The organism is Enterococcus sp. LX10 (assembly GCF_023539285.1).
GTDB lineage: Bacteria > Bacillota > Bacilli > Lactobacillales > Enterococcaceae > Enterococcus > Enterococcus faecalis.
This window is the reverse complement of sequence record NZ_CP092785.1, coordinates 21,786-36,729: the sequence shown is the minus strand read 5'-3', so window position 1 is coordinate 36,729 and position 14,944 is coordinate 21,786. Positions and strand designations below refer to the sequence as shown.

The 14,944-nt window shown below is 36.9% G+C and carries 19 protein-coding genes; 2 read left to right on the top strand and 17 right to left on the bottom strand.

What is annotated here, in order from left to right:
• Positions 1 to 494: 494 nt before the first annotated feature.
• Positions 495 to 938 carry a hypothetical protein gene (locus tag MKZ30_RS13020; RefSeq protein ID WP_249958844.1) on the top strand — a complete coding sequence of 148 codons (444 nt, stop codon included), beginning with the start codon at positions 495 to 497 and terminating at the stop codon, positions 936 to 938.
• 63 nt (positions 939 to 1,001) lie between these two features.
• On the opposite strand, the gene MKZ30_RS13015 is transcribed toward MKZ30_RS13020, so the two are convergent.
• Genes MKZ30_RS13015 through MKZ30_RS12990 form a run of 6 tightly spaced genes read right to left on the bottom strand, consistent with a single transcriptional unit; the run spans position 1,002 to position 3,178 of the window.
• Positions 1,002 to 1,208, bottom strand: a complete 207-nt coding sequence (locus tag MKZ30_RS13015; protein ID WP_010818207.1) for a hypothetical protein — start codon at positions 1,206 to 1,208, stop codon at positions 1,002 to 1,004.
• A 33-nt stretch (positions 1,209 to 1,241) separates the two neighbouring features.
• Positions 1,242 to 1,478, bottom strand: a complete 237-nt coding sequence (locus MKZ30_RS13010; protein WP_010818208.1) for a hypothetical protein — start codon at positions 1,476 to 1,478, stop codon at positions 1,242 to 1,244.
• A gap of 36 nt (positions 1,479 to 1,514) precedes the next feature.
• The gene (locus tag MKZ30_RS13005; RefSeq protein ID WP_010818209.1) at positions 1,515 to 2,105 is read right to left on the bottom strand and encodes a thermonuclease family protein; all 591 of its coding nucleotides are present in this window, start codon (positions 2,103 to 2,105) and stop codon (positions 1,515 to 1,517) included.
• A 26-nt stretch (positions 2,106 to 2,131) separates the two neighbouring features.
• Positions 2,132 to 2,287, bottom strand: a complete 156-nt coding sequence (locus tag MKZ30_RS13000) for a hypothetical protein (protein ID WP_010818210.1) — start codon at positions 2,285 to 2,287, stop codon at positions 2,132 to 2,134.
• Positions 2,288 to 2,322: 35 nt separating this feature from the next.
• A complete protein-coding gene (gene ssb, locus MKZ30_RS12995) occupies positions 2,323 to 2,805 on the bottom strand; it encodes a single-stranded DNA-binding protein (protein WP_249958843.1) in 483 nt (160 codons plus the stop codon).
• A 25-nt stretch (positions 2,806 to 2,830) separates the two neighbouring features.
• Positions 2,831 to 3,178 carry a hypothetical protein gene (locus MKZ30_RS12990; RefSeq protein WP_249958842.1) on the bottom strand — a complete coding sequence of 116 codons (348 nt, stop codon included), beginning with the start codon at positions 3,176 to 3,178 and terminating at the stop codon, positions 2,831 to 2,833.
• 156 nt (positions 3,179 to 3,334) lie between these two features.
• Between MKZ30_RS12990 and MKZ30_RS12985 the strand changes: the two genes are divergently transcribed.
• Positions 3,335 to 3,604, top strand: coding sequence for a hypothetical protein (locus MKZ30_RS12985; RefSeq protein ID WP_025189703.1), 270 nt, complete (start codon positions 3,335 to 3,337; stop codon positions 3,602 to 3,604).
• A gap of 17 nt (positions 3,605 to 3,621) precedes the next feature.
• Here MKZ30_RS12985 and MKZ30_RS12980 read toward each other — a convergent pair whose 3' ends face one another.
• The 11 genes from MKZ30_RS12980 to MKZ30_RS12930 all read right to left on the bottom strand — a co-directional run bounded on the left by MKZ30_RS12980 (position 3,622) and on the right by MKZ30_RS12930 (position 14,932).
• On the bottom strand, positions 3,622 to 5,289 hold the full coding sequence (locus MKZ30_RS12980) for a DUF3991 domain-containing protein (protein WP_249958841.1): 1,668 nt from the start codon (positions 5,287 to 5,289) through the stop codon (positions 3,622 to 3,624).
• A gap of 98 nt (positions 5,290 to 5,387) precedes the next feature.
• Positions 5,388 to 6,635: a MobP2 family relaxase gene (mobP2, locus tag MKZ30_RS12975; protein WP_249958840.1), complete on the bottom strand. Its 1,248-nt coding sequence runs from the start codon at positions 6,633 to 6,635 to the stop codon at positions 5,388 to 5,390.
• On the bottom strand, positions 6,632 to 7,081 hold the full coding sequence (locus MKZ30_RS12970) for a hypothetical protein (RefSeq protein ID WP_010831088.1): 450 nt from the start codon (positions 7,079 to 7,081) through the stop codon (positions 6,632 to 6,634). The genes mobP2 and MKZ30_RS12970 overlap by 4 nt, the downstream gene beginning before the upstream one ends.
• The gene (locus MKZ30_RS12965) at positions 7,081 to 7,347 is read right to left on the bottom strand and encodes a 50S ribosomal protein L7/L12 (protein ID WP_249958839.1); all 267 of its coding nucleotides are present in this window, start codon (positions 7,345 to 7,347) and stop codon (positions 7,081 to 7,083) included. The genes MKZ30_RS12970 and MKZ30_RS12965 overlap by 1 nt, the downstream gene beginning before the upstream one ends.
• A gap of 300 nt (positions 7,348 to 7,647) precedes the next feature.
• Positions 7,648 to 8,460 (bottom strand): hypothetical protein, encoded by an 813-nt coding sequence (locus MKZ30_RS12960; RefSeq protein WP_249958838.1) that lies wholly within the window; start codon positions 8,458 to 8,460, stop codon positions 7,648 to 7,650.
• A 20-nt stretch (positions 8,461 to 8,480) separates the two neighbouring features.
• Positions 8,481 to 9,593 (bottom strand): lysozyme family protein, encoded by a 1,113-nt coding sequence (locus MKZ30_RS12955; RefSeq protein WP_016616487.1) that lies wholly within the window; start codon positions 9,591 to 9,593, stop codon positions 8,481 to 8,483.
• 5 nt (positions 9,594 to 9,598) lie between these two features.
• Positions 9,599 to 10,192 (bottom strand): hypothetical protein, encoded by a 594-nt coding sequence (locus MKZ30_RS12950; protein ID WP_249958837.1) that lies wholly within the window; start codon positions 10,190 to 10,192, stop codon positions 9,599 to 9,601.
• Positions 10,192 to 12,138, bottom strand: coding sequence for a putative type IV secretion/conjugal transfer ATPase (locus MKZ30_RS12945; protein ID WP_202575240.1), 1,947 nt, complete (start codon positions 12,136 to 12,138; stop codon positions 10,192 to 10,194). The genes MKZ30_RS12950 and MKZ30_RS12945 overlap by 1 nt, the downstream gene beginning before the upstream one ends.
• Positions 12,122 to 12,712 carry a hypothetical protein gene (locus MKZ30_RS12940; RefSeq protein ID WP_249958836.1) on the bottom strand — a complete coding sequence of 197 codons (591 nt, stop codon included), beginning with the start codon at positions 12,710 to 12,712 and terminating at the stop codon, positions 12,122 to 12,124. Before MKZ30_RS12940 ends, MKZ30_RS12945 begins: the two co-directional genes overlap by 17 nt.
• The gene (locus MKZ30_RS12935; protein WP_010815354.1) at positions 12,702 to 13,010 is read right to left on the bottom strand and encodes a DUF5592 family protein; all 309 of its coding nucleotides are present in this window, start codon (positions 13,008 to 13,010) and stop codon (positions 12,702 to 12,704) included. The genes MKZ30_RS12940 and MKZ30_RS12935 overlap by 11 nt, the downstream gene beginning before the upstream one ends.
• Entirely contained in the window at positions 13,007 to 14,932 is a 1,926-nt protein-coding gene (locus MKZ30_RS12930) for a pLS20_p028 family conjugation system transmembrane protein (RefSeq protein ID WP_249958835.1), read from the bottom strand. The genes MKZ30_RS12935 and MKZ30_RS12930 overlap by 4 nt, the downstream gene beginning before the upstream one ends.
• Between the last annotated feature and the right edge of the window lie 12 nt (positions 14,933 to 14,944).

Genomic DNA, 14,944 nt, shown 5'->3' with positions numbered 1-14,944 from the left:
TCGTTCGCTCGTACCGTCTTCGACGTCGCTCTCTTCCTTTGACGCTTCGCTATATTGACAAATTCAGCCAGCTGTTACACAGCTGCCCTTTATTGAAAGGGAACGGGGCTTGCAGCCCCTTTTCCCCCATCAATCTACGATTGCTGGGTCCCCCTGCGTGTGCTACGCACACTTCCCGCCCGTTTACAACGGGCTATCGGACTACGTCCTCCTTTTTAAAGGGCTTTTCCTTCGGGCACGGCAATTTCATTGCCTGGTATCACACCTTCCATTCAAGTAACAAGGGTAAATACACTAACGCCTGTATCCAGCTAAAGCTGGTACAGCTGTAAGCCCTTGTTACTCATTCCAGGAGTGATCCATTATTATTTACAAAGGAAAAGCCCTCCCTTAAAAAGAAGGTCAATCGGCATCATTGTTTTTTTAACAGATCATTTACTTATTTACAACAAATACATACAATAGATATTAGAAAAGAAAAGGAGTATTTTATTATGAATACACATTATACCTGTAAATACTGCGGTACTACTCTATCAGAACGATTAACATGTAATTTTTGTGAAATTGGTTTTTCACTAGACTCTGTATGCAAAGATAAAGAACGATCATCACAAATTCCTTATGAAATCCCTATCTTAGGCGAAGAAAATGAAGTTCTTAATCGCTCAACGATTGACTTATTATCGGAAAAAACACTTACGCTGTATTACTTGCTGAAGATTGCTCGTAAATCAAAAGATATTGCTTTTCGTGCTCACGAAGAAGAAAAGGTCGCTGTTTTAATCAAAAAAATATACATCATTGAAAATATAATTTTTGAAAGAGAAGGTGTCTTCCCTAAGGCAATGAACGACTCGGTATTAAAAAGAAAAAGAAAAGAAATTATTGAATTTGAAACGTATTTACGAGATAAAAATAAGTATATTATGAAATAAAAAAGCAACCGATCAAAGAACTATCAAGTATTCTTTGATCGGTTGCTTGTTCTTGCTATGCTGCTAATCACCAAATGCTTTCAACAACTCGTGTCTATCTCTAATTAATTTTTCCATTGTATGCGCTGGATAGTATCTCTTGTTTTTTGCAGCTTTTTTCTTTTCATGTGAGACAATTTCTTCCCACATTTTGGCAGCTTCTTTAGATACTTCAAAATAAATCCTTTTCTTTTGCTGTGTACCTGGTTTATTCAGGTGTGTATCTGTCATGTCCTCACCTCTCTTAAAAGCCGTTATTTCAAATTATTTTTGTATAACCATCATGTTACTCCAGTTCCATACTTTTATTTTCAACTTTTCCATTGCATTTTCAGCTCTCTTTTTTGACGTGTAATCTTTCGCATTTCTTATATCGTCCACAAAATTGCCAAATACTTCTCCTTGAACAGTATATGTTGTGCCTGAAAAGTAATACCATTGTTCAATACCACCACCAAAATTTTGAGAAACTTTAATAACAAAATTCTTTTTACATACCATGTTCCTGCCTCCCTTTCTATATCCATTTTCATTTATTTAAAACCCTTTGTCTGTCACATAACCTGGTATGCTCCAGATTCCGAGTGATTCATTTTTAGCCTTTTCTTGTGCTTCCTCTAATTCTAGTAAATACTTAGTGCTAGGCTCTTTGATATAAGCAACACGTGCTAAACCTTCACTCACAAGCGTTTTTTGTAGTAATGTTCCATCTATGAATATGTAACCCAACGCTCGGCCGTAGCGGTCTTTTTTATCGCCTTGATCATATTCAAAAGTAATTTCTGAAGCAGTAGACAAAAGCTCTTTTGTACGGTTGCTAGCTTCTAAGCCATAGGGCTGAACTTTTGTATTTGGTTTTACCGTCTCCGGTGTGTCAATTAATAAAAATCGAACCTTTTGTTCTTTTCCGTCAATCCTCAAAACCGTTGTGTCACCATCTACGTGTCGAACAAATTCAGCTGGAATACGTTGATCGTTTGAAATAGCTTGAAAAAAGCCTGCATTAACATCTTGTGATAGGTCTTGAATAAAATCTTGTGTTTTTTGTTCAAGATTTGCGCAGCCTGATAAGAATAAAGTGGCTGCTGCTGTAAGCAGTAGCCACTTTATTCTGTTTAGTTTTTTCATATAAACACCTTTTTCTTCCCCAATATTTATTTATTCTGTTTTATAGAATAATCAATTTGTTTGTCACTCTCATTGCTTTTCTTGAAAGCAACACCTTCCAAAGCCCGTTCCCACTTGTCTGTCTTCATTTTGCGCATTTTAATACTATCTTGATAGTTTTTCTTTAAGTCCTCTTTTTCCATGTAGATAAAGCTCCTTTTTTTAAAATGTTTTCAAATTAAAATGGTAAATCATCATCCGAAATATCAATAGGACGTCCGTCACTAAAAGGATCTGCTTGAGGACTAAATGATCCATTTGCACTCTCATTAAATGAACTACTAGGAATTTGATTGTTTGATTCTTGCTGCGGTTGTTCTTGTTGTTTCGACTCATTTTTCGATCTTGATTCTAATAATGAAAAACTTGTCACAAATACTTCAGTAACATACACTCGTTGACCATGTTGATTCTCATAGTTACGCGTTTGAATCCTTCCTACTATCCCCACTAGTGTTCCTTTCTTTGTATAAGTAGAAAAGCTTTCTGCAGATTTGCGCCATATGACACAATTAATAAAGTCAGCTTCTCGTTCACCATTTTGATTTGTAAAATTCCGGTTGACTGCTAAGGTAAAGGTCGCAACTGCTGTCCCATTTGCAGTATAGCGTAAATCTGGATCTTTCGTTAATCTCCCAACTAAAGTACTTGAATTCAACATACTGATCACACTCCTATTACTTTTTTTATTTTTTCTGAATTCGTAAGCATTGTTTTTTTAAAGTTAAATAAATGACTGCTGCAGCAGCTACTATAAAAAGAATTTTAGCGACAAATGATATAAGTGGCACAAAAAAGACAAGAAGCGGCACAATATAAGTCCAAATGTAATAAAGTATAGTTAAATAGATAGCAACTAGCATAAACAAAGCACTCAAGAAACATATCCTTTCAAAACCTTGCGTCCTAGAAATACCTTCTAAAACATATAACAACGGAAAACCTAACGCCTGGATAAGCAATGATAATAGATAATCTATTCCTGCACTTACAAAAGAATAGACACCTTTTAAAAAAAGTAAAATATTTTCCATGTTACTCCCTCCTCTTGCACTAAATTACCATTCATCCTCCTGAAATTCTTATTCACTTTATTATACCTTATAAAGTTAACTTTGTAAAGATAATACATTGATTTTTTTACCTTTATAAAGTATACTTTGGATAAGAGTTATCAAGGAGGTATCATTTTGAATAAAGAAGAGTTCAACAAGATACTAGACAATCATCCATTATTTCTTAAAGAATATCTGCAAGAAAATTTACTTACAAAAGACGAAGCACCAAAGTTTACGCAACAAACGCAAGCAAGTTTTGATTCGACGGCAAAGCTAAACTCAGTGATACAGCCATTCTTCTCTAAACAAAAGAACGGCCGCACCACTTTTAAGCTATATTTGAAATCTGAAATGATTGAATACGGTAAAAACAGACGAAGAATACACAAAAAAGAGGACTGATATTTACGTCCTCTTTTTTATGCTCTTGCTAATTGTGCTTTTTTTGCGTATTTCTTTTGGTCTGCTCTATCTACTGCTTGATAGCCATAGTTCTTCAGTAAAAAGGCCATTTCTTGCGCAGAATCTGCTTCATAAAATCCAACGGTCTGATCAAAACGTTTTCTAGTAGCAATCATTTTTTTCTTTCCTTCTTGTTTCTTCACCGATAGTTCTAATTGTTCTCCGTCTTGCCGTTCATATGCTTCTGAGATCATTTTTCTTTCCAAACCTTGTGCCGTTCGTACTTTTAAAATGTCATTCCAATCCTTATATATCACATCTACTGGTTTGTAGCGTTCTTCTTTGTATAGTCCGTAGTATCGCTTTACTTTGTAATCTAAACTACGCAAGACGTCTACGCCAATATCAGGTTGCGGTTTCCACAAAAACTCTTGCACATCAATATACCCTGTATTTGCATTTCTAGACTCATTTAATGCTTTTGCAACTTGAACAGAAACCTGGGCAACATCTATCACATGATCATTCCGTTCTCCAGGTGAAATTGCAGAATAATAACCACGATAATTCCAGCCATTTCCCACTGTTGTTTTATTGGACATATCCGTTAATGCTTTGTGGACCCCTGCAATTAATTCCCACTCTACCGAACCATTTACGGCTGCTGAAGCTGCCTGATAATGTCGGATATTATCTTTTAATACCCAGTGGTCCAACGGAATTAATGAATGAAATTTTTCGTACTTATTCATTTGATCCCAAAACTGATGTCCTGTAGGATCATTATCCAAACCAAAAAACAATCCTTGTTCAGGTTTAGTACCTTTCGTCTCTTTCATATAATTAACAGCTGAAATCACTGTCTCTATATTCATACCATGCCTTCCATCTAAACAAAACAACATACAATCTTTCAGCTTCTCCTTGTTTAAGGACCAATAGGACAAAGCATCAATAGGTGCTTCAAAGAAAAAGATTTTATTTGGATTTTTCCCTAGTGTAATGTTAAATCCAAAATGCTTTTGAGAGTTTTTTGCAATCTTGTTAACAGTGCCTCTAGGTCCATTCTTTTCATAGTCTACTTCTATTCCTTTAACAGTAGCTCCGACCCGTTTACCACCTTGATTCCAAACAAAAATAACTTGGCCGTAAATGTCTTGTTGAATCATCCCTTTGTGAATAAGACTCTTCACTATTTCTTCGTCCAACCCGCGTTTATTGATTAAATAATTTTCGATTTTTTCTGTAGAAGCTGCATGCTTGAAATAGTAGCGAAAAGGTTCCTTTTTTTCTATTTTTATTTCTGCTTTTGGAAATTCTGTATTCGTAAGTATTGCAACACATTCTTTGAATGTGCCTAGTTGCAAATACTCTTGTGCGAATGCAATTGTATCACCGCCACTTGTCTTTCCATCCGCATTAATTACTGAGTTTTGCCACCAGCGATTGGTAAATTTATTAATTCGTAGACTATCATGTTCTGCATCCGTTGCCCACTTGTTTCCTAAGTCGATAATATCTAAACCTTGCGCACGAGCAAAGTCCACAATAGACACCTGCTTTGCTTTAGCCTTTAATTCATTAAACGACAGCTTAGCCCTGTTCTCATTCTCGTTGGAATGAGAACGATCTTCAGACACTTTTTCCTGGGACTGCGAATTAGACTTTCCTTTTTTTTCCGGCATTTATAAACGCCTCCTTCAGTTTTTTCTTGATAACATTTATTTTTTTCCTTCCCATCTAACGACAAAAAAAGACAGATCTATTCGTTCTGTCTTTTTCTTTATCTACTATTTTCTTGTTCTTGTTCACGGATCACTTGCTGGTAAACACGTTGGTTTTTGGCATGTTCTAATTGCTTATCTAAACCACGCTTTATTTTATTCAGTTGTTTTTGACTTACTAGCGGTTTTTGAGCCGTTGTTTTCCTCCACTCCTCCTGGTTTCTTACAAAAGAAAGAGGAGACTTTTGTCTGCGTTCTTTATCCTGTTCCTTCATATCACGTAACAAAGAATTACCTAGTCGTGTATATAACTCATGATACTTATTTCGCCGATAATCAAGTATACGTTTGTACTCAATATCACCTGTCCCGTATGCCCGTTCTCGTATATCCATTTCTTCCTTTAACTGTTGATCCAACTGAGTAATCAAGTAGGGTTGAAACTCAGATAAATAGGTTTCAATGTATTGATCAATAAATGGACGAACCTCTTTTAACGCATTGTTGTTGTACTTCCACAACCGTTTATCATTTGGCAAACGATCATAAATTTTTGTATACAAATTTCTGTAGGGATCCTCCCGCAACGCTACATTCCATGAATAACCAGGGCCAGTAATTTCCTTACGAATAAGCGTTGATATTTTTTCTAATGACTGATCCCTATTTAACATAGAACTCACCATTCGGCTACGAACATGATCGAGTGACTTCTTCTTCCAACTCCCCTTACGCGCTTGATAGGACTCTCCTGTTTTCCTATTAAGGAATGTCCCATAGGGCCGAGTCGGTTCTGGTTCGACAATCGCAAAGTGAACGTGGATATTATCCGTATTGTAATGAATAGAAGCAGCCCACTTTGCCGACTCTGCTAACTGCTCTTCTACTAGCGTTTCTTCTAACGTATATCGAACGGCTTTTCTTAACGCTTCCGCATCGAGGTGTTTTGTTTTTGGTTCCCAAAATCCGTAACGAGCAAGCCACGCGTTATCAAATGAAATCACGCCTTGCCACATGACCGAATCTTGTTCCTGGGCCCGCTGAAAAACTTCCTTCATGGCACGTCGTTCCGGCCGTGATAATTCATCCTTGTGTGCTGTAAAAATCCCTTCACTCTTCTCTGGGTTTTCCATGTATTCTAGGTAACCATCTTTGTCTTGGGTCGCTGCATTAAACTGGTCATAATGTGCTGTACGGATTGCTTCTTCCCGGTCTAAATAATCAACATATTCTTTAAACACTTTTGCGTTACCTGTGACATATTTAAAAGCAAAGACAACACCGGGACGTTTCTTCGCTTCACTCATTCATGACCACCTGGATTTATATTGGTATTCTTTTGTTCACGCTCCACTTTTTTCATGCGATAGGCTGCTATCTCGTCCGTTACCCGTTGAATCGATTGTTTCATTGGCTTGGCTACTAAGTCATTCATTCCACCTAGAGACGAGATTCCTTCCTTGATCAACCGACCATTCTCAATATCCATCAGTACCCTAACATTTTTGTCAACGTATCCCGTACGGATACGGATAGGGTCTAGCTCTTTTTTTATATCTGCAATAATAGATTCACGCAGAAACTGCATCGAGTCTAACTCATTGCGCAGCTCGTTTAGTTCCACACATAAGTCTTGCAAGATATCTGCCTTTGTCTTCCCCTTTTTTTCTTCAAGCTGCTTTGCAAAATACTTCATTGCAACATCATGCTTTCCTGGGACAAACTTTGCTTCAAACCGGACACGTTCTTCCATTAGGACACCTCCCCATAGTCTTGTAAAAATCGTTCAATAATTTTTTGTTGTTCCTTAATCACCTTTAATGCTTCGGACAAAACTAGCTCGTGGTTTTTGATAAGCACCTCCCACTCCAGACGTTCACCAGTGAACTCGACACTGGCCACGTGAGAAGCTAAAACAGACTTTGCGTAAGCTTCGCGGCTTTTCGATTTTTGTTTGGCTAAATCATCGAGACCCGCCACTGTTTTTTGGGAGAGTTTACGTAATAAAATATCTGGCATAACGACAGTCCTTTCTATAAAAATTTGAAGTATCGTACGATGGAATAAGTGGAGCTTATCTCCATCGCGTTACAAGATAGTTGAGGGCTTGTGCCAAGCCCTCAACTATCTTGTAAGAGCATAAGGCAACCCTGATATCAAATATGATATAAACCGCAGTGCGGTTTGGGTTTGAGGTGATAACAGATTTTTGTCAAAAATCGGCTAAAATACATCTTTAGCCGACCTTGAACAGCCGACTAAACAACACTTATTAACGGCTAGCCGACTAGGAATAACCTGTAGCCGTTTGTTTTCCCGTTACTTTTCCCCCGTTTTTTCAGTCAATTTTTGGTATTGTTTAATCATTTCCTTCTGTTCTTTGACTCGTTTTTGTTCTTCTTCTATTGACTGAGTCAAGGTATTTATCTTGGTCTGATTCTGTGATATTTTCGTTTCATCCGAAGTGCGTTGCTCGCTTGTTTTTAATGAAAGGCTCTCTTTTATTTCATTGATTGACTCTTCCAAAACTTTGATATCTTCTTTTGTATTTTGAATAGTTTTTTCTGATTGTTTCACTTTTTTTCTGGCTTCTTCTTCTAAAAATTTATAGAGAATTTTTAAATATTCTTGCTTGGATTTCGGTTCAAACTTCGTCTCTGAATTCGTATATTTTTCTGCTACAGGAAAGAGTTCTGTGGAACTGATAAGGCTCTTCACCTCACTCTTTGTGTAGAGTGCAATATAGATATGATCCCAATTTTTTTTAACAGACTTCACAAAAATTTGATAGTAATCATCCGTGATTTTTTCGACTTCTAGGTCCAAGGAATTAAATGTATTTTTTGTTTTTCGTGCTACAGGTTGAATAGGATCTAAAGGATCAATTTTATTTGTTTGAAAGTAAACACCTAACTGTAAAAGTTCTCGATCTTCATAGTAATTCATGTTAACGATTTGAACAGTATTTTGTCCTTGCTCAACAGCTTCTCCTACTTTTACCCCTTTGTCTTTTTCGCTTCCTTTGTAAAAAAATAGACTGCCTAACATGAAGAGAACGACTGTTAAAAGAACGTATCCTATCCGTTTATACTTTTTTACTCGACCGTCTTTTAATGACAATTCAGGAATCATTTTCTCCCTCCTTCCGCAACTTATTTTTTTCTCACGAGACTAGTCGTAATTGGAAAATCTTTACTCCATTGACGTAAATATTTAGCAACAATTTGTCCCTTCTCTGCGTTTTGTTCATAACTTGAATACTTCCCATCACCGTCTACGCTAGCTACTATCCCAGTATGACCAAATTCACTTATTGCTACGCCACCTTGACCATAATTAATTACGTCTCCTGGACGTATATCTTCATATGAAGGATTTACAATTACTTCCCAACCGTAGGAGGTCCACTCATAGTCAGTCCCTATTTGCGACGCGTACATTTTACCTGATCCCATTAGCTGCGGCCCTCCTAACTGAGTTACGTAATAAGCTGTGAGTCCATAACACTGACCTCCATTGATTGTTTGTCCCAGCAAGCCATCAAGAGAGCTAATTGATCCTCCTGTTCCTTCTTCCTGCTTTGTAGTAATATACTGTTTTACTTTGTCACAATAAAAGAAGTTACCACCGTTTAAATAGAGCCAACCGCCATTGTATAAAACAGCAATAGGATCGTTATATTTATACCGTTGACCAGTGGTATTTCCTAACGACGGTGCGACCACTTTTAATGAATATTGATCCGCTAATTTCGTTGAATGTACTTTCCCATTTTGCGCAACATATACGTTATAGTTACGTCCAAAATTATACGATTGGACAGCTGTCCAACGATCATTTCCTAAGGCTCGTGCCTCTTCCAAACATTTTTTGTAGTGCTTAACCCCTTGACGAATTGACGATTCAGAATCGGATAAAGTAAACTGTGGCAACCCAGCTGATTCACTACTTTGCATCGGGTCCGGCTCTTTTCCGCCTGACTCAACCATCATAATGGCTAATAGGACCGGCACCTCTTCTGGGATCTTTTCTTCACGCGCATATTTTTCTACAATTGACTTTTTCGACAGTACTTCTTGACTCAAATTTTGATTTCCAACCACACCTTCAACTGATCCATTCGAGCCGTTTGAACCATCAGCTTGTACAATAAGAAAAGCGCCTATGGTTACGAGTATCGTTATAAAAAGAGTTGATAGTATGGTGAAGAATCCTCCTGGTATGAGCCAACATAATACCTTATGTTTCAATAGCTTCTTAACCATTTACGCTACTCCTTTTCTTGAAAAGAGACCTCCTCTATTTTCCATTCTTTTTCAGTTTGCTCAAAAAGAATTTTACAGGTCATTGACAGTCCGCGGTTATGCTTATCTACACCCATAAATGAATAAATTAACTGCTCCTTGGAGCCATAATGAATTACCTCTTCTTTCTCAATGTTTTGCACTAATTGAAACGAAGGGTACTGTCCCCCAACTAATTTCTTGTAAACAGAATCATTCACAATTGTTTTAATTGAAGAATCTTTTTTCACATCAGGATCCATTAAAGAAACAATAAATTGTGTGCCTATCGCTTCTAATTTAGTAATCGAATCAAGGTTAGCCTCATTCCAATTTGCTTTATCAATAGAATTCCGTGAAGGTTGTTCTTTATTGACTGAGTTTTTCGTCTTAGACATCACAGTTGAGGAAGACGTTGTTTCTTCTGATTCCGAAGAAACGTCTGTAGTTGAAGAAAGAATATACTCTTCCTTCTCGACGTCTTTCTTATCTGTTGGCCATAGATTTATTGCAAGCCCAAAAATGAAAAACGCACCAAAAAGGCCCGCAGTTAACAGCCAAAATCCTTTAGGCTTTTTCATTACGCACCACCTCCAAAAATATTCAATTCTTCTTTTGTAACTTCAATACTCATTAACAAGTTTTCTGCCCCATCGATGCACAACAATCCTTGCCCTCTTTCAAACTGAGGAATCAAATCATATTGCGTCTCAGTAATACTATCTCCAAACAACTGTCGGATAATGGCCAATGATACTTTGCTGTGTTTTAAAAGAAAACGGTATTGACACAAACCATATAATTGAGAAATATCATTAGCTGCTTTGGCCATTTCTTTATCTGAAATTTGATCCATTTTTGGAAACATTCTCTCAAGCCGTTGTGTTGCTAACCAGATACCACCAAACAGTTTTCGAGCTTCAGACATCATTGTCATAAAGAACTTCGTTACATAAGATTTCGTTGTATTTATCCAGTTATGACATTCGTCTACTGCAATTACAAAATGTCGTGCCAAATCCAATGCTTCTTCTGAATCCATTGTTTTGATTCGTTCATTATACAAATCAAATTCTTTCATTCCTTGTCGCATACACGCCTCGTTGGTTTGATCAATAGCGTTATACATCTGTAAATCTTGAATATCTTCTGAAAGTTGTAACAAAGTATTCGTGTTGTAACAAACTACTTGGACGTCCCCTAGATCTTTAAAGGTTGTTGGACCATTAAACATATTTCCATACTGTTTTCTTAACTGGGTTAAAGATAACAAAATGCTTGAGTACAACGTTTTATAATCAGGTTCGCGCTCTTGTTCTTTTCTCTGTTCAAAATAGGTGATTACATCACTTAAAATAGGGTACTCTTCAACCGGAAGTCCTGTAATTGGGCCCTTTTGATTTTCACCTGTGAAACCAAGTGATTCATAAAAATCGTGCAGCGTATTCGTATACAATTTTATCGTATCTGATCCAGCCTCTTTATCAATCATTCGATACTTAATTCCTGCTTTAGAGATATGTTGCTGAAAGGAACTTTGTTCATCCACTGTGCCGTCTTCTCGAATAGCTGTTGGAAACACCTGGTACATATTTATCATTCCATCAGTTCCATCCAGATTTACTACAGTACCGTTAAACGCACGTACTAGAGAATTTGCTTCCTTAGTGGTTCCAAATATCCGAATTAAATCTCCACGCATTGCACGATCAAATAACATTGCTTTTAACGTGGTAGATTTACCTGCACCCATATCTCCTGAAAGAAAGGCATTATAATACGTTCTTTTACCGGTTTTTTCAAAAAAATCAATATAAACTGTTCCTCCTGTAAAAGTCGTTCCATAATAGCGACCACGTCGATCGTTTAATGCTGTTTGATTATGAGAAAAACCTAGTCCCATTACCTCTCCAGGTAACGGTAAACTTTGTCGTGCATTGGATAAACGTTCTTGTTCGTTAATAGGTAAAAACATTGACCGGTATTCATCGTCATTTTCATCCATAAAAACAGTTCCAGTGTATCCTTCACTTCCAATGGTTTGTAGTATATCGTTGACTCGTTTTTCCAGTCCTTCTTCCGTTGCATCATAAACAAAAATACGCAAATGAACTTGCTTCATTTGTTCCCCTGTTTGACTCAAAGACAAAGACCATTCACGAGAAATTTGTTCTTCAGCTGCCAACTCGTCATACTCAGCTGTCGTTTGTGCTCGTCTTTTTTGAGAAGATATTTCACTAATCGAATCAGCAATTTCCTGCTTGTAATTCCTTTCTTCTGGTGTGTAGTAATCTACAATTAAAGTTGTATTCGGTGAGACTAATTGCTTCACCCAATTATCCGTAAAAATTGTAGGACGATCAATTACGTGAACACAGGTATTATAACTATCACCCATCCGTATAAAGTATTCGTGGGCTGTTGATACCCCTCCTTTAGGTTGTGTATCATAGATAAATTGTAAATCTCTTCTACTTTGTTTGGTATGTTCTGATACTTGTTTTTTACGTTTATTCTTCTTCCACAAGTCGAATCCCTCCTGTATTATTCATTAGCTGTAATACCAATACTTTATCTTGTTCTGATATAGGTTCAAATGAGTATACCTTGTGAATAGCCGCTTTTTTCAAGTTATTTTCCAGTTCTTTCACCGTATTACCAAAAAACCAAGAAAACGAAGTAAACCGCATAACTTCTTTCTCAAGCCATTTCAACTTTTCTAACTCATTTTGGAGTAATCGTAAATGAACGGGATTTGTCGTGTGATCAATCATTTTTTTGTAATAAGTTTGCTGTAATTTGTTCTTTTCTGGAAAATTCATATAAACTTCTTTCACTAGTGATTTGTACTCTCGCATGAACTTCCAAGAGTTTGCTTCAATTACATCCAGTTCTTCATAAGTTAAATAGTCTAAATCATACTTCTTAGGGACAGTAATTTCTGCGTAAATTTCGCGATAACTATTTCTTAACTTTATATATCCTTCAGGTGTTATCCCGGCAACTGGGTAGATTTTGGTAATTTCTAGGATTTTTTTCTGATTCTTTTTGGATTCTCTACTTTGTTTCTTTTTTCGTTCAGCAATCGCATCAATTCCCATCACTATTCTCCTCCTTTGGTGCATGAATTGGGTGATAAACTCCGCGCGTTTTATAAAACGCACGGAATATCACCTGAAAATTCTTTTTTTCATATACTTCAGACGGACTAATTAAAAAATAAACGGTTAGTGGAAATATCACTAAAAATATCCCCTGAAAAATCCCTACAAAAAAAGTAGAAATTAAGTAACCTAAAGGAATTGAAAGGACGCAGATAATCACGTCTTTCATGCTTAATTTTTGATTGTATTTTTCTTTTTCAATTAATCGTTTAGGCACTGCTATTTGTCGTCTCATGGCTTATCTCTCCATTTTTTCCCTGTATTTTTTCCTAGTTCAAAGCTACGAGCACCGCCACGTACTAATTTTGTTTTCGATAGATCCTGACGCGCACCTATATATTTATCCACCAAAGCATCGTTAAGTGTGTCAGTTGACATAGGTACAGATAAATCTTTTTCTAGTTGTGCACGTGCTTCTTTCACTTCACTTGGTAACGACATTGGATTAGCTTTAACCCCTGTAAAACTATTTTCTTTTTCGCCTTTACCAGCTTGATAAGCAGCCAACGCACCTGGTGCTTTAGACGCTTGATTTTGAACACCTTTTTTAGAAAATACATTAGAAGGTGCTGGTACCTTCGCTTTCCTGTTTTGAGTTTCTGAGTTTTTACCTAACCCAGGGTGTGAAGGCGACTCTTCTTTGTTATTCCCATTTATTTTATCTAAAACTTTTGCTGCTTCTTTTGGATCATTAATTGTTGGAGGAGTTGGGCGCCCATTATCTGAAGGTCCTTCTCCCGTATTATTAGAATTCCCGTTATCTTCATTCACTTGAGAACCATTTTTACCGAGTCCTTTTTCTGGATTATTATTTGAGTTGGTAGACGCTTCGTTAGTACCGGAAGAACCTTCATTTTTATAGTTACTTAAAGATCCTCCTTCAGTATTAGGTGAAACATTCCCCTTAAATCCACTTAATAAACCACCAATTGCTGAACCTGTATTTGTAGCACCACGTACAGCTTTTCCACCAACTGATTTCGCCATATGGCCCAACTTGTTGACACTTGCTGCAGTAGCTCTTCCAGCGCTAGACAATGCCATTCCACTTTGACTTAAACCAATTAAGCTTCTTCCTACAGAACTTAATCCTGCATCGATTCCAAACAACTGCTCTACTATATTTGGACCGTCAATTGCAGCCATAGCTCCAGCCAAAATAGCAATCATATCCCATGGTTTATCCAACGATAATTCTCTAACTGCAGACATATAGATAGTAAATAGGTTTAACAGCAATGACAGCAAATACAAGACAATAAACGAATCCCGAATCTTTAGGAACAGTGTCTTGTTTCGTTGGCCACTATCTAAATCAGTCAATACTAAACCGTAACTAAGAATTTTCATTGCGCCTATTTCATAACTGATCTTCGCTGTTTTGAAAATAGTAAAGATTAGTACCAATCCATAGGCCAATAATTCTAAAAGAATATACCAAGGGTGCCAGGTATAACGGTAATACGCCTCGTCAAATTTAAACATACCTTTCATTTTTGCTAGTTGGGGTTCGCCATTGACTTCAATAACCTTTTTACTCAACGTTTCTTTTCCTTGTTTAGACAGTGGCGAATCGTCAAAAAATAATCCACCAGTATCAACAGCTTCTTTTATGTCTAACAAACGTAAATTGTTCACTGTTTTTATGTCGTTAACGCCCAAATCATTATCCGGGTATCTCCATTCTTGTTTATCGATCGCATAAAGATCTGTAATGTTATTCTGAAATATTTGAGTCGTTGCTTCAGACGGACTCTGTAAGTTCTCTCTACCTGCAGTTACAAGTTGTCCAGCTTGTGTCATGAAAAAAGGCAACCCAACAAATAATAAAATAGCAAATAACACGTTATTTACAATTTTTTGTTTGTCTTTTTTAGGATCACCCATTAATCGAAAGGCGATCCACAGCATTGCCAATGTCATAAGAGATATAACGATAGGTCGATAAGGTTCGATAAAACTCTGGATTGTAGGACTTTCCCAAAAATTCATCACTTTGTACATTTGACTTACGCCATCACCTAAGGAGTCTACAAATCCCTTTAGGCCTAACAAAATTGAGTATCCTATCCCTCTCAACGCATTGGTCCAAAAGTCTGCGACTTTTAATAATGGATTAAACTCAAGCAGTCGAGCAATAATTTCCTCATTTGACATTTAATATAGCCC